This is a genomic window from Microbulbifer marinus (assembly GCF_900107725.1).
GTDB lineage: Bacteria > Pseudomonadota > Gammaproteobacteria > Pseudomonadales > Cellvibrionaceae > Microbulbifer > Microbulbifer marinus.
In genome coordinates this window covers 17,260-33,353 of the sequence record NZ_FNQO01000005.1, presented here as the reverse complement: position 1 = coordinate 33,353, position 16,094 = coordinate 17,260, and the positions used below count along the sequence as shown (strand labels likewise).

Sequence of the window (16,094 nt, the reverse complement as noted above, 5' to 3'; positions counted from 1 at the left end):
ATTCCCTCCCGTTGATGTTCTCGACTTAAACTCAGCAAGAATTGGACCAGAATGATGTACAGCCCCAGAGGGGATGAATGAAACCCGTTTACGAAATCCGCAGCGGTGCGCTGGCCGGCTTCAACCTGCTGGTGCCACAACTCGGCGGCGATCCCTCCGCGCTGCTCACCCGCGTCGGCCTGCCGGCGGATTGCGTGCGCCGTCCGGACATACTGATACCGATCGCGACACTGACAGAGCTGTTGAACCTGTGCGCCGACGAGCTGCGGTGCAATGACTTCGGCCTGCGGCTGGCGAATATGCAGGGGGTGCGCATCCTTGGTGCGCTGGGAAAACTATTACTGCACGACGGGGATCTGGGCGCAGCACTGGCGGCCACCCATCGTTACATGGTGCTGCACAACCAGGCGGATCACTGGCGCATTCAGATGGATGGCGACGAGCTGATCGCACAGCGTATCGATCACTTCGAGGAGCCGCTTGCGGCACAACAGTATCGGGAACTTGCCATGGGTGCCGGCTACCGCCTGATTCAGGATCTGGCCGGCGAGGATATCCGCCCGCGCCGGGTTACCTTCCGCCAGCAACCGGTCTCGCCGCAGCAGTGCTATCGGGACTTCTTCAACTGTGACGTTCTATTCGGAGAAGAGCGCGACAGCCTGGTATTCGATGCGGAGATACTGCAGCGGCCATTGCGCCGCCCCGGCAGCAGGCTCAATCACTACTTCGAGGAATTTACCCAACAGTTGCTGCGGGAGTATCGGGGCGATATTGCCCTGCAGGTACGCACCCTGATTCTGCAGACGCTGGGCGCGCAGCAGCACGGTCTGGCGCAGATTGCCGAACTCATCAATATTCCACCCCGCACTCTGCAGCGACGCCTGCGCGAGGCCGGTACCTCGTTCAAGCAGCTACTGCAGGATGCGCGCATGGAAACCGCGCGCTGGCATCTGCGCGCTTCGAGTATCGATATCAACCTTCTGTCGGCCAGCCTCGGCTACACGGATATCAGTGCCTTTTCCAAGGCGTTTCGTGTCGTACACGGCTGCTCGCCGCTACAGTGGCGCAAAAAACATCGCCAGCCGGGGTAGCCGCAGCACCGAAAAGTGCTTTTGCGCGGGCACTGACAGCCGGGCTATGCTGGGCCTCAGAAACTCCGCCAACTCTCCGATAGGAAAGATAACAATGACAGCAGAAACCATTCGCTGCAAAGCCGCCGTTGCTTGGGAGGCCGGACAGCCGCTCACCATCGAGGAAGTCGACGTAATGCCGCCGCAGAAGGGCGAGGTGCGGGTCAAGCTGGTGGCAACTGGCGTGTGCCACACCGATGCGTTTACCCTGTCCGGCGAAGACCCGGAGGGCGTATTTCCGGCGATTCTCGGTCACGAGGGCGGCGGTATCGTCGAATCGGTCGGCGAAGGGGTGACCAGCGTGAAAGTAGGGGATCATGTCATCCCGCTCTACACGCCGGAGTGCGGCGAGTGCAAATTCTGCAAGTCCGGCAAGACCAACCTGTGCCAGAAAATCCGTGCCACCCAGGGGCAGGGGCTGATGCCCGACGGCACCACACGCTTCTCCATCGACGGCAAGCCCATCTATCACTACATGGGCACCTCCACCTTCTCGGAGTACACGGTACTGCCGGAGATATCGCTGGCCAAGATCAATCCCGAAGCACCGCTGGAGGAAGTCTGCCTGCTGGGTTGCGGAGTGACCACCGGCATGGGTGCGGTGATGAACACTGCCAAGGTGGAGCCGGGCGCGACGGTAGCCATCTTCGGCCTCGGCGGCATCGGCCTGTCGGCGGTGATCGGCGCGCGCATGGCGGGAGCCGGTCGCATCATCGGTATCGATATCAACGAGTCCAAGTTCGAGCTGGCGAAAAAGCTCGGCGCCAGCGACTGCATCAACCCGAAGAATTACGACAAGCCGATCCAGGAGGTCATCGTCGAGCTGACCGACGGCGGCGTGGATTATTCGTTCGAGTGCATCGGCAATGTAAACGTGATGCGCGCGGCACTGGAGTGCTGTCACAAGGGCTGGGGCGAGTCGGTGATTATCGGTGTGGCCGGCGCCGGTCAGGAAATCTGTACCCGCCCGTTCCAGCTGGTAACCGGTCGCGTCTGGCGTGGCACCGCCTTCGGCGGCGTAAAAGGGCGTTCGGAGTTGCCGGATTATGTCGAGCGCTATTTGGCGGGAGAATTCCAGTTGGACGACTTTATTACCCACACTATGCCGCTGGAAAAAATCAATGACGCCTTTGACCTGATGCACGAAGGCAAGAGTATTCGCAGCGTCATTCATTACGACTAAGCCGGGGTGGAAGCAGAAGCATGTCAATAAAGTTACTTAGTAGCACCAAGTCATTTGATGGACTGCAGCAGCAGTATCGACACGATTCGAAAGTTCTGGATTGCCAGATGCATTTCTCAATCTATCTGCCGCAATTGGCAGAGGAGGAGCGGGAGCACAGGTTTCCGGTACTGTACTGGCTGTCGGGGCTGACCTGCACCGACGAGAACTTCTCCCAGAAGGCCGGCGCGCAGCGCATGGCAGCGGAGCTGGGTATCGCCCTGGTGATCCCCGACACCAGCCCGCGCGGTGACGATGTTGCCGATGATCCGGAGTACGACCTCGGCCAGGGCGCGGGCTTCTACGTGAACGCCACCCAGGAGCCGTGGAAGCAGCACTACCGTATGTACGACTATGTAGTGAGCGAACTGCCGCAGCTGATCGAGGCGAACTTCCCGGTGAGCCAGCGCCGCGCAGTATGCGGCCATTCAATGGGCGGCCACGGCGCGCTGGTGATCGGCCTGCGCAATCCTGAGCGCTATACGTCGATCTCTGCGTTCAGCCCCATCGCCAATCCCATTGCCTGCCCCTGGGGCGAGAAAGCGTTCAGTGCTTATCTGGGGGCGGACAGGTCCACCTGGGAAGAGTATGACGCGACGGTACTGCTCGCCCGTGCGACGGAGCAGCTGCCGATCCTGGTTTCCCAGGGCGACGAAGACGAGTTCCTGGAGACGCAGTTGAAGCCGCATGCCCTGCAGGCCGCTGCCGAGGCGTGCGGCTATCCTCTGAAGGTAGAGCATCACGCGGGCTATGATCACAGCTATTACTTTATTGCCAGCTTTATCGAGCAGCACCTGCGTTTCCATGCCGACTATCTGCTAAAACACTGAGGAGTTAGGCGCCTTAGCCGGACTTCTGCTGCCGGCTAATGTGCGTGCAGAGCCATTTTTATTACGGCGAACGCATCGTCGAATTCGACGACTAGCTGCCGAAGAAGGAGTAGGGCAGGCAGCGTCCGTTTGCCTCAGCTGCCCCAGGGCGGCGGGGGTAATTCGGTCGGCTTGCTGAGGTCGAACTCGACGCGGAATCTGCGCCCGTTCGGGCGGGTCAGTTCGTAGGCGAATATTTCGCCGGGGTGGACTTCCATCGCCCAGGTGTTTTCGATCGACGCATCCAGCCCCTCGTGTTTGAACATCGCAATGGATTCTTCGTCCACCGGGAATTCCTGGCGGCTTGCGCTACCCGCAGCTGCCGTATCGCCGCCATACATGGTGACCTTGTCCTCGCTGCCATCCTCGTGGCGGTGATCGTGTTTCAGCCGCAGGCCGTCGTCGGTGCGGGTCAGAATCCAGGTGCGCGAGCGGTCGTCGCCGACGTGAAATGGAATGCGCAGCTGGCGGGTCGGCTCATCGCAACCGCGCACATGCATGATCAGGGTTTTGCCGGCAAAGGGGTCGGGCTGGTTGGAGCTGGGTTCGTTGGCGACGATACGCCCGCTGAACGCCTTGCCGCAGTATTCAGCGATATTGGCGAGAAAAGTATCTGCGGGAGCCCTGTCCGCAGTTTCGGTCCGGGAGTCACAGCCGATCAGTGTCGCCGCTGAGGCCGCCAGCATTCCTGTGATTATCGTTAGTCGTGCCATCAATTTTTCCTTCTGTACCGGGGTTCAGCCGGCGTCGCTCTCGTCGAGCAGTTGTTGCAGCTGTTGTTCGAAAGTGGATACTTCCTGCGCACCACTGATTGCATATTCGCGATTGAAGATAAACAGCGGCACACCGCTGACCCCCTGACTGGTAATCAGTGTTTCGAGTTCGCGCACCGCCCCGGCGTAAGTCTGGTTGCGCAGAATATCTCGCGCCTCCTGTGCAACCAGGCCGACTGCGGCTGCGGCCTCGGCCAGCACCTCGATATCATCGATATTTTTGCGGTCGCGAAAGAAATCGTTAAACAGTCGCAGGCTCAACTCCGTCTCGCGGTCGTACGCCTTCGACCACTGCAACAGCTGGTGCGCATTGAAGGTGTTGTACATGCGCATATCGTCGCTGTAATTGAACGTGAAACCGACATCGGCACCCAGGTCCGTCAGCCGCTGACGCGCCTCTATGCTCTGCTGTGGGGTGGTGCCGTATTTCTTGGCCAGGTGCTCGCGCAGATTTTCTCCCTCAGCGGGCATCTGTGGGTTCAGCTCGAATGGCAGCCAGTGCAGTTCCGGTTCCAGTCGATCGGCATAGGTTTGCACGGCCGTTTGCAGGCGCATATAGCCGATCACGCACCAGGGGCAGACGACATCGGAGACGATTTCGATACGTAGTGGCAGTTTGTTCATGTGTCTCGCCGATTGGAAAAGCCTATTCAGACCAGTTTAGCCGCGCGGCGACCGGCTGAACATTCAGTCCTGGTCAGTGACCACCTGCGCTATCAGCAATAGCCCCGACACCAGCAACAGCAGGCGACAGTACAGGACAAATTGTTGTTCGGGAATTTTGCCCTGTATCCACCGGCCGAGCCAGGTGCCGAGGAGCGCGAGCGGCAGCAGAGCCAGCGACAGCGCGAGTAACTGCAACGTCCAGCGTCCGGTCATCAGGTAGGGAAAGACTTTAACCGTATTCATGACGCCGAAGAACACTCCGGCGCTCGCCAGCCAGGTCAGTTTGGGGAGCTGTCTTGCGATCAGATAAATATTGATCGGCGGGCCACCAGCGTGGATCAGGGTACTGGTCAGTCCGCTGATCCCTCCCCACAGCCAGGCCGCGCCTTTCATCTGGCCGAGCCGCGGCGCCAGCCGGTGCCACAGCGCGAACACAACAGACAGCCCGCCGAGCAGTAGTTTCAGCATCTCCACCGGCAGCCTACCGAGCAGCAGACCGCCGGCGGCGATACCGGCCAGGGCGGCCGGCACTATCTTTTTGAGTTCGGCCGTGCTGGTGTGCTGGCGATAGTAGTGGATGGTCTTGATATCCATCGTCAGCAGCAGCGGCAGCATCAGAAACACGGCCAGTGGCACCGGCATCACCAGCGCCAGCAGCGGTACGGCGACCACGCCGGCGCCGCCGGCAAATCCCGATTTGGAAATGCCGGTCAGGATTACGCCAAGAAACGCCAGCAGCCAGAAGGCCGGCGAGACGAGCAGCCCCTCCACCATCACTCTCGCGGCAGATCGAACCAGAGTGCTTCCAGTCCCTCGGTGCCGGCTACGACTTCCTGTTCGCGAGTCTTGGTAAAGCCAATACCATCGCCGGCGTTGAATTCCGTTGTGCCGGCGTTTGCCGAACCCTGAATAATATGCAGATAGCCGGCGCGGCCACCGGTTTGCAGTGTGAACTCCTCCCGGGGCTGTAACCGCAGCCGGTAGAGGCTGGCATCCTGGTGCATGCTCAGCGAGCCGTCGCGGCCGTCGGGTGTCACCAGCGCCGTCAGCTGACCCTGCTGCTCGATCCTGGCCTGCTCGTAACCGGGTGGAATTCCCATGACATTCGGCTCGATCCAGATCTGCAGGAAACGCAGTGGTGCCGTGCGCGATGCATTGAATTCCGAGTGCTGGATGCCGGTGCCGGCGCTCATGCGCTGTACTTCACCGGCCGGCACGACAAAGCGGTTGCCGATGCTGTCGCGATGTTCGATGGCGCCCTCGATGATATAGGAGATGATTTCCATATCCCGGTGACCGTGGGCGCCGAAACCGGTGCCGCCCTTGACGGTATCGTCATTGATGACCCGCAACACGGATACTCCCATATGCCGTGGATCGTAATAGCTGCCGAAAGAAAAGGTGTGGCGGCTGTCGAGCCAGCCGAAGTTGGCGCGCCCGCGGGCGTCGGCTTTTCTGATGTAGTCCACGACGGTGACCCTCCCGTGAGTTAAGTCATGGCCGGCATCATAGGTGCGGCGCAGGAAAGGATAAATCGCATAATTTGCGACGGTTTAATCAACTGAATCGAAAACAGGACCCACAGGCCACGCCAGCGGGGGCCTGCGTATTGAAACCGTTGTAAAATGCGCCCTAGCTGCAAGGAATGCCGATACAAACGCACGATTAAAAACGAGAAGTTGTATGAAACGAGAATTGCTTCTTCTGCTCGGCTGCACATTTGCCGGCATTTGTTCTGCTGAACAGTTAACTATCGAGAGAATCTTCTCCGACCCGGCCCTGAGTGGCACTTCGCCGCGGGAGCTGGAGTACTCGCCGGACGGCAGCCGCGTAACCTTCCTGAAGGGCCGCGCAGACGATTACGACCGCTATGACCTGTGGGAATACAATATTGCCGACGGCAAGTCTCGCGTACTGGTGAACTCCGATTCCCTGCACAAGGGCGAGGAAGTGCTGTCGGACGAAGAGAAAGCCCGCCGCGAGCGCCAGCGTATCTACGGCAGCGGCATCATGGAATACACCTGGTCCGATGACGGCAAGTCCCTGCTGTTCCCGCTCGCCGGGGATGTCTACTACTACGATCTCAACAAGAAGGCGGCACGGCGACTGACTGAAACCGAAGCCTTCGAAACCGATGTGCGCGTGTCGCCAACCGGCCGCTACGTTTCGTTTATCCGCGATCAGGATATCTTTATCGTCGACCTGAAGACCGGTAAGGAGCGCCAGCTGACCCGGGGCGGTGAGGGTCCGATCAAGAACGGTATGGCCGAATTCGTCGCGCAGGAGGAAATGGACCGCATGACCGGCTACTGGTGGTCGCCGGACGATCGCCATATCGCCTATCTGCAGGTGGACGAGTCGCCGGTGGACGAGGTGACCCGCAGCGAGATTTACGCGGACCGTATCGACATGATCCAGCAGCGTTACCCCGCCGCCGGCCGCCCGAACGTAAGGATCAAACTGGGCGTGCTGGATGTCGCGAGCGGCGAAACCCGCTGGGTCGACCTGGGTAAGGACAAAGATATCTATATCGCGCGTGTGGACTGGGCGCGGGACAATCTGCTCACCTACCAATGGCAGGATCGCAGCCAGCAGAAACTGGAACTGCGTTCATTCAATCTCGACAGCGGCAGGACTAACGTGCTGCTGACGGAAACCAGCAAGACCTGGGTCAACCTGCACGACGATCTGCATTTCCTCGATGACAGCGACCGCTTTATCTGGTCGTCCGAGCGCGATGGCTACCGACACCTGTACCTGTACGACCTGAACGGCAAGCTGCTGCAACAGCTGACCAAGGGCAACTGGACGGTAGACGAGCTGGCAGCCGTGGATGAAAAAACGGGAAAGATTTATTTTACCGGCCGCAAGGATACGCCGCTTGAGCGCCACCTCTATTCCGTAGCGTTGAACGATGGCCAGCGCGTGCAGAAAATTTCCAGGCGCGCCGGCATGCACGATATCGAGTTCGCCAACGACGCTTCCGGCTATATCGACAAGTTTTCCAATGTCTCGACGCCGACTCAGGTGAGCCTGCACGAGGCCAGTGGAGACCGGGTCACCTGGCTGGAGGAAAATGCGGTAGTCAAAGGCCATCCGCTCTATCCGTACAAGGCGGACTGGATCACCCCAGAATTTGGCAGCATCGATGCGCCCCAGGGGCACAAGCTCTACTACCGGATGTACAAGCCGGCCAATTTCGATGCGAACAAACGCTATCCGGTGATGGTATTCCTGTACGGCGGTCCCCACGCGCAGCTGGTCACCAACGGCTGGGACAAGGAATTCAACCAGTATATGGCGCAGCAGGGATATATCGTCTTCACCCTGGACAACCGCGGCTCCGCCCATCGCGGCACCGAGTTTGAAAACCCGATTTTCAAGCGTATGGGTGAACCGGAAGTGGAGGATCAGGTTGCCGGGGTAAAATTCCTGCGTTCTCTGCCCTATGTGGATGGCGACAATATCGGTGTATACGGCCACAGCTACGGCGGCTATATGGCGCTGATGAGCATGTTCAAGGCCGGCGATTACTTCAAGGCCGGTGTATCAGGCGCCCCGGTTACCGACTGGTCCCTGTATGACACGCACTATACCGAGCGCTATATGGGCAACCCGAACCGGGATGGCAAGGCCTATGAAGCCTCCTCGGTGTTCCCCTATGTGGATGGTCTCGGCGGGGCACTGCTGATCTACCACGGTATGGCAGACGACAATGTGCTGTTCACCAATACCACCAAGCTGATCAAGGAGTTGCAGGACAAGGGACTGCAGTTCGAGCTGATGACCTACCCCGGCAAGAAGCACAGCCTGCGCGGCAAGCAGACCCGGATTCACCAGTACACCATGATCAAGGATTTCTTCGATCGCCATCTCAGGCAGCAACACTGAGCTGAGTGGATTTTCAACCCACAATGGCCGGGTTTCATGCCCGGCTATTGTGTCTGCCTCTGCAATCATTCCTGTAAATTTTCTGTTGCTGACAATTCGGCGCGGAATACGCCTCGATGACGCGCTGCTTGCTGGCAGCGCGGGGCAACCGCTTCCTATACTCGGGCTTCCCTACAAAAAGTTCTGTCGTGCAGGTGCGAGAGGAGATAAAGCCCGTGGCTCTGTGGAAACCCGACCCGTCTTTTTATCCGTCGGCCAAGATGGCCATGCAGGCACCGCCCGAACGGCACGCGTATGTGGCGGCGCTGAATCCTGCCGGTAGCAACAAACCCGACGCCATCTGCGTCGTCGACCTGGATCCGGATTCGGCCACCTACTGCCAGGTGGTGAATACGCTCGAACTGCCGAATATCGGTGACGAGTTGCATCACTTCGGTTGGAATGCGTGCAGCTCGGCGCTGTGCCCCTATGCGCCGCATCCACATCTGGAGCGGCGCTACCTGATAGTGCCGGGCCTGCGCAGCTCACGCATCTATGTGATCGATACCAAACCGGATCCGCGCAAGCCGCAGATCATCAAGACGCTGGAGCCGGAAGAGGTGATGGCGAAGTCAGGGTACAGCCGGCCGCACACGGTGCACTGTGGTCCCGACGCCATTTATATCTCCGCGATGGGGTCCGCCAACGGTGACGAGGGTCCCGGCGGTATCTTTATGCTCGATCACTTCAGCTTCAACGTGATCGGCCCGTGGGAGCTGCACCGCGGCGATCAGGAGCTCGCCTACGATTTCTGGTGGCATCTGGCGCAGGATGTGCTGATCAGCAGCGAATGGGCCAAGCCGTCGCAGTTTGAGAACGGCCTGGTGCCGGAGGATCTGCTCGGCAACAAGTACGGCCACCGGATTCATTTCTGGGACCTGCGCAAACGCAAACTGGAACAGAGTATCGATATCGGTGCCGAGCACCAGATGCTGCTGGAGCTGCGCCCGTCCCACGATCCGCGGGAATCCTATGGCTTTGCCGGTGTGGTGGTCAGCACCGAGGATTTGAGCGCTTCCATCTGGCTCTGGTACCGGGAAAACGATCAGTGGCAGATGAAGAAGGTCATTACGATTCCGCCGGTACCCGCCGAAGAAAAAGACCTGCCGGATCTGCTGAAAGGCTTCAAGGCGGTGCCGCCACTGGTATCGGATATCGATCTGTCCCTCGACGATCGCTTCCTGTACGTCGCCTGCTGGGGGACCGGCGAAATGCATCAGTACGATGTGTCCGATCCGCACAACCCGCAACTCACCGGCAAGGTTGAGATTGGTGGAGTGGTCAATAAAAAGGGGCATCCGAAGGCCGAGGGGCCGCTGCTGGGCGCGCCGCAGATGGTCGAGATCAGCCGCGACGGCCGCCGTGTGTATTTCACCAATTCACTCTACAGCACTTGGGACGACCAGTTCTATCCGGACAAGATGACCGGGTGGATGGTCAAGGTGGACGTGGACCCGGATGGCGGTATCAGCCTGGACAAGGATTTCTTTATCGATTTCGGCGAGACCCGCGTACACCAGGTAAGGCTCGAAGGTGGCGACGCATCTACCGATTCCTACTGCTTCTCTTCCTGAAGACTGGCATATGTGGCTGGCGATGATCCTGTTCGGCGCCTTTCACGGCCTGAACCCGGGCATGGGGTGGCTGTTTGCACTGACGCTGGGCCTGCAGCAGCGCAGCGAGCGCGTCATCTGGTTGTCGCTGTTACCGATCGCGCTGGGCCACGCCATTGCCGTAATCGCCGTGGTGCTGCTGGTGCTGGCGGGATTACAGTTCGTCCCACTGGCCACCGTGCAGAGATTCAGTGCGCTGGCGCTGCTGGCGTTCGGCTTCTACAAGCTGTTCAACTACTACCGCCACCCGCGCTGGGTCGGCATGAAAGTTGGGAGCGGCGATCTGCTGCTCTGGTCGTTCCTGATGGCCAGCGCCCACGGTGCCGGCCTGATGCTGGTACCGGCGCTGCTGGGTGGCAGCGATGCGGCCCATGCGCATCACGGCGCGCACGCATTGCCGGAAGGGGCGGGCATGTTCCTCGCGGTGGGATTGCATACGCTCACCATGCTGCTGGTAATGGGCGCCGTCGCCTGGATTGTGTACCGCAAGCTGGGGCTCGCGGTACTGCGCAGCAGCTGGATCAATTTCGACCTGATCTGGGCCGTGGCGCTGCTGATCGTCGGCTCGCTGGCATTGTGGATGTCATTCGCGCCCTGAGCCACATGCCCCTCACCATTTCCCGATTTTGCCGTGTGCTGCTATAGCACTTCTAGCTTTGGCAAAGTCGTGGTTCTGCCTGACAAAGACGGCTGGGCGGCGCAGGTGGGTAGCCTTGGTCCGGCTCGGCCGCTGTTCGCGAGCCATGCGAAGCTCGTCCCCGCGTGGCGAGAGTGCCACAGGCCGAGGGGACCGGCGATCGCCGGAAAGGATTCCTCGAATTACCCCCGCAGAGCCGTCGTGGCAAAACTGTCGCGGGCTTCCATCCGCTCGGTGAACTGGCTCAGCTGAGGGCGGCCGCTGCGCCAATCGATGTCGCCGTGGCGGAAATCCAGATAGGCGAGGGCGCAGGCCAGATTGATATGGGCCAGGTTCAGCGGCTCGGGCAGCTGTCCCACGCGCTCTTCCAGGTAGTCGAGGGTACGCCGGATCGCGCTGTCGTAGCGCTGCCACCAGAAGTCCGAGCGCAGCCCCTCCGATTCACGCACTTTTTCCACACGCCGCAGCACCAGAGTATCGATCAGGCCGGAGCAGACGCTGTAGAAGGTTTTCAGATTCCAGTCTGTGTCGAGCGCCCGGCTCAGGCGGCCGTCGCCGAATTCCTTATCCAGATAGGTGCAGATCACTTCGCTATCCATGATCGCTTCACCGCTTTCCCTGTTCAGGCAGGGCACCTTGCCCAGCGGGTTACAGGCAATAAAGTCTTCGGCATTGTTAAACGGGTGGGACACCTCCTCCTGTACGCGCTGATCGAGTTGCTGCTCTCGCAGGACGATGCGGGCGCTGCGCGCGTAGGGGGAGGCGTGGGTAAAGTAAAGTTTCATGGCGCCATTCGCTCCTTGCGGAAAGTCTGCAGTCTGCAGAATGGCGCCCGGGGTGTCCAGCCGGTGGTTAGCCCGACTGGCCGCTGTTGGAGATGCGGTTGTAGAGGTGCTGTTTCAGATAAGCCCGCTGTTTTTTCAGGCTGGTGTAGTGTTCGTCGTCGGTGCCTATGCCGCTTTCCTGGAGACCGCGAATCTGTTTGTCGAGTTTGTGATAGGTGTCGCTTTCAACTTTGAACTGGACGTCTTCTTGTTGCAGGCGCCTGATGGTGTCTGCGTACTCCGGAAAATCCTGATCCAGATCGTGAGGGGCGATGGGCATAGGGGAGCCTCCGTATGGTTTGATGGGAATACCATCCCCAAGTGTAGTTGTTACTAAGCTATTTTGAAGTTTATGCAAATCTAAATGCGAATCAGGCGTTTTTATATTTGTTCGAGATTAAGATACGCGCCTGCGGGTGGAAAACTTTACGGCAACCTGCATCAGCAAGCCCCGGGCGCCGCGGCACAGGTTGCCCTCGGGGGGAGTGCACAGCGGCAACCTCAGTTGAGCCAGTATGCCAGCAGTGTCAGCGACGATACGGAAAACGGCGATTTGATATACGCATCGCCGACCCCGGAGCCAAGGTGGTCGACAATTGTCGTCACCTGCATTTCGGGGATTTTGCCGGGCGGCGAGTAGGAGGCTGTGGCATGCGGAGGGTTTGAGTCCGCTGCCGCTTCTCGTCACGGGGATCTATGGCCTGGCAGCGATGCCGAGGGCAGAGCCGTTTAGTAGGCCGGCGCATCGGCGGAGGCGAATCGCGCCTCACGTCGCTGCAGCAACTCGCCGAGATAGAGCTTGAGATAGGCGGCCGCAGCGCGCTTGCCTTCGGCGGCGATCTCGTCTGTGATGCGTCCGAAGCGCGAGTACGACTGGCACCAGAAAGAATCGTTGATTGTGATTGCCTGCATAAATCGCTCGCGCCAGTCCTGTGAGGGGGGCAGCTCGAATTCGCGCGAGAGATTATTCAGCAGTGTGTCCGCCAGACGCCAGTTATTCTCCATCTGCAATTGACGCAGAGCCCAGCTCGACTGCGGGCCGAAGTGTACCTTCAGGGCCGCAATATTCTGCTCATAGTAAGAGCGTACCAGGTCGCAGACTTGGAACAGTAGATCCTGCCAGCTGTCCAGATACGACAAGCTCGAGTGGCTCAGCATCGCGTCGCTTAAGCAATCGTAGTGGCGCTCTGCCAGTGCGGTCAGGCTGGCGTCAACACTGGGAAAAAAATGGTAAACGGAGGCGGCGGGAACGCCGGCAACCTGGCTCAGATTGGCGAGGCTGATATCGCTGGAATCCTGTTGGGTAATCAGGACTTCGAGGGCATCGAGAAGTTTTTCATACTTCTCACGGCCGTTTTTTCGCTGCGGTTTGCGCGGACTTGCAGTATCGCGCGGGCTGACAGTCCGTCGATCGACTTGATTCAATTTACCACCCCGACTAGCGCACGCGGAATCATACCGACGGCGCTTTACTTCCCTGTAAAAACATTGTCATTTGGCGACGGCAATTATTAACGGAGTGGCTGCATGGGGCAAGAGAGTTTTATCTGATTTGTGGCTTAGTTCCGATTGCTAGCGTCATTTCTTCAGTAGGCCTCGAGTACAGCTGTTCGCTAATTTTTATTGTAATTTTTTTGATTAGCACCCGGACAGGAGAATGCTGGCTAACCTGAGCGGCATTGAGAATTGAAAGTCTGTGCGATAGTTAGTGGGCTAGATCTGCTCGGAACGCTTTGGCACTTTTTCCCTGTTAATGATCGTCATCTATCTTGCCGTTAAATAATAATCTTTGATTAACAGTAAAACTCCTATCGGCTGCCAAAGGTTTCTACCATTGCGCAATGTCGACAAGTCTCTCCTTAAGGCTTGCTTCAGGGCATTTATATATAACTAGCAGGCTGAGGAGCGTGAACCGTGGGCGGTAAGGAAACAGGGGCCGCAGGGCCCCTGTTTCAATGTGGGTTCTATCAGTGATATCGCAACTCCGTGGCCTTGCCACGAAACACACGGTACGAGAACACCGTGTAGGCGAGAATCGTCGGTACCACGATGGCCGCGCCGACCAGAATAAATTGCAGTGATTCGGTAGCGCTGGCGGCCTGCCAGATATCCAGTTTGCCCGGCACTATCTCCGGGTAAAAACTGAACGCCAGCCCGGTAAAGCACAGTAAGAACACCAGCAGTACATTCACGAACGGAATCCAGCAGTGGCGGTCGTCCACTTTCGGCAGACGTCGCAGCAGAATCTCGTTGGCGGTGAATGCGAGGAAACACAGCATCGGCACCAGCAGCGCAAACATCACCAGCGGGAAGGTAAACCAGCGGTCGAACACGCCCGGGTTGACCAGTGGGTTGACGACGGAAACGGCAACCACGCCGACAAAGGCCGCGCGCCCGGCGAGGCGCGTCCAGTGAACGGCGCGGCGCTGTAGCTTGCCTTCGGTTTTCAGGATCAGCCAGGCTGCGCCGATATAGCTATAGGCGGCGGTGACGCCGATGGCGCTGAGCGCCGAGAAGAGTTGCGCGGACCAACTGGATTCAAAGCCCATCACGTATTGGCCGAGCATATAGCCCTGGGTGAGACTGGTGAGCAGCGAGCCGATTTTGAAGGTCCGGTCCCAGGTGAGCTTGTGGTCCACCGCCGCCTTGGCGCGGAAGTCGAAGGCCACACCGCGCATGATCAGCCCGATCAGCATGATGGCGGTGGGAATGTAGAGATTCATCAGCACCATGCTGTGCGCACTGGGAAAGGCGATCAACAGCAGTCCGACCCCCAGCACCAGCCAGGTTTCGTTGGCATCCCAGAAGGGCCCAATCGATGCGATCATGGTATCCCGCTGCGACTCGTCGCTGGCATCCATCGGCAGCAGGATACCCACGCCGAGGTCGTAGCCATCCAGTACCGCATAGATAAGCACGGCCAGCCCCATCAAGCCGATAAAAATAACCGGCAACCAGTCGGCGAAGCTCATGGATTCCATCGTCATGCTGCACCCTCCTCGGTGGCGTCCGGCACGTTGGTGAGCTTGCCGCCCGCCTGTGGCGCTTCCGTCTCGAACTCCTCGACTTTCACTGATTTGCGTGCCATGACCCTGAGCGTGTGGATATAGGCCGACATCAGAACTACGTAAACGAGCAGATACATCGTCAGCGAGAAGCCCACGTTGGCGGGTGCCAGTGGCGTTACCGCGTCCGCCGTCGGCAGTACCCCGGTCACCAGCCATGGCTGGCGACCGATTTCGGTGACGTACCAGCCCGACAGGGTGGCCAGCCAGCCGGAGAAGGTCATCGCCACGACTATCTTGAGCATCCATACCGGCAGCTCGCCGCGTCTGCGCAGCAGCAGGTAGCAGCCGGTCCAGGCCACGGCCAGCATCAGCACACCCATGCCGACCATGACGCGGAAACCGAAAAACAGCGGCTTGACCGGTGGATGGTTACCCTCGAATTCGTTGAGGCCGCGGATTTCGCCGTCGAGTTCGTGGGTCAGGATCAGGCTCGCCATTTTCGGGATGGCGATTTCGAAGTGGTTGGTGCGCTGTGCCTCATCGGGGATCGCGAACAGCAACAGGGGCGCGCCTCTTTCCGTTTCCCATACCCCCTCCATGGCGGCGATTTTCTGCGGTTGGTGCTCAAAGGTATTCAGGCCGTGCAGGTCGCCGACGAATGCCTGGACTGGAGCCAGTATGGCGGCGAGCACCAGGCCGGTTTTCAGTGCCAGTCGCGGTGCCAGCTTCGGGTCTCCCTGCAGGATGCGATAGGCAGACAGCCCGGCGACAAAAAAAGCCGCAGTCAAACCCGATGCCAGCAGCATATGAGTAAATCTGTAGGGGAACGACGGATTGAAAATCACCTCAAGCCAGCTGGTAACGTGCGCGACGCCGTCGCGCATCTCGTATCCGGCCGGTGTATGCATCCATGAGTTGAGTGCCAGAATCCAGAAGGCGGAGATGGTCGTGCCGATGGCAACGATCAGCGCGGAAAGGGTGTGAATCTTGCTCGGCACCCGGTTAATCCCGAACAGCATGATGCCGAGGAAGGTCGCCTCGAGGAAAAACGCCGTCAGCACTTCGTAACCCAGCAGTGGCCCGGCAATATTGCCGACGGTCTCCATGAAGCCCGGCCAGTTGGTGCCGAACTGGAATGACATGGTGATACCGCTGACAACCCCGAGCGCGAATGTCAGTGCGAATACCTTGACCCAGAACCGGTAGGCGCGCATCCACACCGGATTATCGGTCTGGTCGAAACGCAGTTTGAAAAAGAACAGGATCCAGCCCAGCGCGATGGTGATGGTGGGAAACAGGATGTGAAAGCTGATATTGGCGGCGAACTGCATCCTCGACAGGACCAGGGTATCTAGCATGGCAACCTCTGCAGATGAACGGTAATTGCTGTCCGGGAGTCGGCGGGGCGCGCAGTGCCCCCGC

Annotated in this window: 15 protein-coding genes; 6 read left to right on the top strand and 9 right to left on the bottom strand. The window is 59.1% G+C overall.

Annotation, left to right across the window (positions count from 1 at the left end; genetic code table 11):
• Window positions 1-77: 77 nt before the first annotated feature.
• From BLW36_RS15625 to fghA, 3 genes are all read left to right on the top strand, one after another.
• Window positions 78-1,091 carry an AraC family transcriptional regulator gene (locus tag BLW36_RS15625; protein ID WP_091390898.1) on the top strand — a complete coding sequence of 338 codons (1,014 nt, stop codon included), beginning with the start codon at window positions 78-80 and terminating at the stop codon, window positions 1,089-1,091.
• Between the two features lie 94 nt (window positions 1,092-1,185).
• Window positions 1,186-2,313 (top strand): S-(hydroxymethyl)glutathione dehydrogenase/class III alcohol dehydrogenase, encoded by a 1,128-nt coding sequence (locus BLW36_RS15620; RefSeq protein ID WP_091390895.1) that lies wholly within the window; start codon window positions 1,186-1,188, stop codon window positions 2,311-2,313.
• 20 nt (window positions 2,314-2,333) lie between these two features.
• On the top strand, window positions 2,334-3,182 hold the full coding sequence (gene fghA / locus BLW36_RS15615) for an S-formylglutathione hydrolase (RefSeq protein ID WP_091390893.1): 849 nt from the start codon (window positions 2,334-2,336) through the stop codon (window positions 3,180-3,182).
• A gap of 134 nt (window positions 3,183-3,316) precedes the next feature.
• Here fghA and BLW36_RS15610 read toward each other — a convergent pair whose 3' ends face one another.
• From BLW36_RS15610 to BLW36_RS15595, 4 genes are all read right to left on the bottom strand, one after another.
• The gene (locus BLW36_RS15610; RefSeq protein WP_091390891.1) at window positions 3,317-3,934 is read right to left on the bottom strand and encodes a hypothetical protein; all 618 of its coding nucleotides are present in this window, start codon (window positions 3,932-3,934) and stop codon (window positions 3,317-3,319) included.
• A gap of 24 nt (window positions 3,935-3,958) precedes the next feature.
• A complete protein-coding gene (locus BLW36_RS15605; RefSeq protein WP_091390889.1) occupies window positions 3,959-4,618 on the bottom strand; it encodes a DsbA family oxidoreductase in 660 nt (219 codons plus the stop codon).
• 63 nt (window positions 4,619-4,681) lie between these two features.
• On the bottom strand, window positions 4,682-5,431 hold the full coding sequence (locus BLW36_RS15600) for a sulfite exporter TauE/SafE family protein (protein ID WP_170833244.1): 750 nt from the start codon (window positions 5,429-5,431) through the stop codon (window positions 4,682-4,684).
• A 2-nt stretch (window positions 5,432-5,433) separates the two neighbouring features.
• Window positions 5,434-6,129, bottom strand: coding sequence for a pirin family protein (locus tag BLW36_RS15595; protein ID WP_091390884.1), 696 nt, complete (start codon window positions 6,127-6,129; stop codon window positions 5,434-5,436).
• A gap of 214 nt (window positions 6,130-6,343) precedes the next feature.
• On the opposite strand from BLW36_RS15595, the gene BLW36_RS15590 reads away from it, so the two are divergent.
• From BLW36_RS15590 to BLW36_RS15580, 3 genes are all read left to right on the top strand, one after another.
• Window positions 6,344-8,551 (top strand): S9 family peptidase, encoded by a 2,208-nt coding sequence (locus BLW36_RS15590; protein WP_091390882.1) that lies wholly within the window; start codon window positions 6,344-6,346, stop codon window positions 8,549-8,551.
• 215 nt (window positions 8,552-8,766) lie between these two features.
• Window positions 8,767-10,164, top strand: a complete 1,398-nt coding sequence (locus BLW36_RS15585) for a selenium-binding family protein (protein WP_091391103.1) — start codon at window positions 8,767-8,769, stop codon at window positions 10,162-10,164.
• Window positions 10,124-10,801 carry a hypothetical protein gene (locus BLW36_RS15580; RefSeq protein WP_211567233.1) on the top strand — a complete coding sequence of 226 codons (678 nt, stop codon included), beginning with the start codon at window positions 10,124-10,126 and terminating at the stop codon, window positions 10,799-10,801. The genes BLW36_RS15585 and BLW36_RS15580 overlap by 41 nt, the downstream gene beginning before the upstream one ends.
• 221 nt (window positions 10,802-11,022) lie before the next feature.
• On the opposite strand, the gene BLW36_RS15575 is transcribed toward BLW36_RS15580, so the two are convergent.
• The 5 genes from BLW36_RS15575 to BLW36_RS15555 form a co-directional block, all read right to left on the bottom strand.
• Window positions 11,023-11,625, bottom strand: coding sequence for a glutathione S-transferase family protein (locus BLW36_RS15575; protein ID WP_091390877.1), 603 nt, complete (start codon window positions 11,623-11,625; stop codon window positions 11,023-11,025).
• Between the two features lie 67 nt (window positions 11,626-11,692).
• The gene (locus BLW36_RS15570; protein ID WP_091390875.1) at window positions 11,693-11,944 is read right to left on the bottom strand and encodes an HP1242/YdcH family protein; all 252 of its coding nucleotides are present in this window, start codon (window positions 11,942-11,944) and stop codon (window positions 11,693-11,695) included.
• 449 nt (window positions 11,945-12,393) lie between these two features.
• Window positions 12,394-13,089, bottom strand: coding sequence for a TetR/AcrR family transcriptional regulator (locus BLW36_RS15565; protein ID WP_091390873.1), 696 nt, complete (start codon window positions 13,087-13,089; stop codon window positions 12,394-12,396).
• Between the two features lie 542 nt (window positions 13,090-13,631).
• Window positions 13,632-14,636 carry a cytochrome d ubiquinol oxidase subunit II gene (locus BLW36_RS15560; protein ID WP_091391097.1) on the bottom strand — a complete coding sequence of 335 codons (1,005 nt, stop codon included), beginning with the start codon at window positions 14,634-14,636 and terminating at the stop codon, window positions 13,632-13,634.
• 11 nt (window positions 14,637-14,647) lie between these two features.
• Window positions 14,648-16,030 carry a cytochrome ubiquinol oxidase subunit I gene (locus BLW36_RS15555; RefSeq protein WP_091390871.1) on the bottom strand — a complete coding sequence of 461 codons (1,383 nt, stop codon included), beginning with the start codon at window positions 16,028-16,030 and terminating at the stop codon, window positions 14,648-14,650.
• Window positions 16,031-16,094 lie beyond the last annotated feature (64 nt).

What these genes read in the sequence shown, in the direction of transcription:
- BLW36_RS15560 (WP_091391097.1), bottom strand. Translation starts at nt 14,636, where the DNA reads ATGAGCTTCGCCGACTGGTTGCCGGTTATTTTTATCGGCTTGATGGGG.
- BLW36_RS15555 (WP_091390871.1), bottom strand. Translation starts at nt 16,030, where the DNA reads ATGCTAGATACCCTGGTCCTGTCGAGGATGCAGTTCGCCGCCAATATC.
- BLW36_RS15575 (WP_091390877.1), bottom strand. Translation starts at nt 11,625, where the DNA reads ATGAAACTTTACTTTACCCACGCCTCCCCCTACGCGCGCAGCGCCCGC.
- BLW36_RS15620 (WP_091390895.1), top strand. Translation starts at nt 1,186, where the DNA reads ATGACAGCAGAAACCATTCGCTGCAAAGCCGCCGTTGCTTGGGAGGCC.
- BLW36_RS15590 (WP_091390882.1), top strand. Translation starts at nt 6,344, where the DNA reads ATGAAACGAGAATTGCTTCTTCTGCTCGGCTGCACATTTGCCGGCATT.
- fghA (WP_091390893.1), top strand. Translation starts at nt 2,334, where the DNA reads ATGTCAATAAAGTTACTTAGTAGCACCAAGTCATTTGATGGACTGCAG.
- BLW36_RS15605 (WP_091390889.1), bottom strand. Translation starts at nt 4,618, where the DNA reads ATGAACAAACTGCCACTACGTATCGAAATCGTCTCCGATGTCGTCTGC.
- BLW36_RS15625 (WP_091390898.1), top strand. Translation starts at nt 78, where the DNA reads ATGAAACCCGTTTACGAAATCCGCAGCGGTGCGCTGGCCGGCTTCAAC.
- BLW36_RS15570 (WP_091390875.1), bottom strand. Translation starts at nt 11,944, where the DNA reads ATGCCCATCGCCCCTCACGATCTGGATCAGGATTTTCCGGAGTACGCA.
- BLW36_RS15610 (WP_091390891.1), bottom strand. Translation starts at nt 3,934, where the DNA reads ATGGCACGACTAACGATAATCACAGGAATGCTGGCGGCCTCAGCGGCG.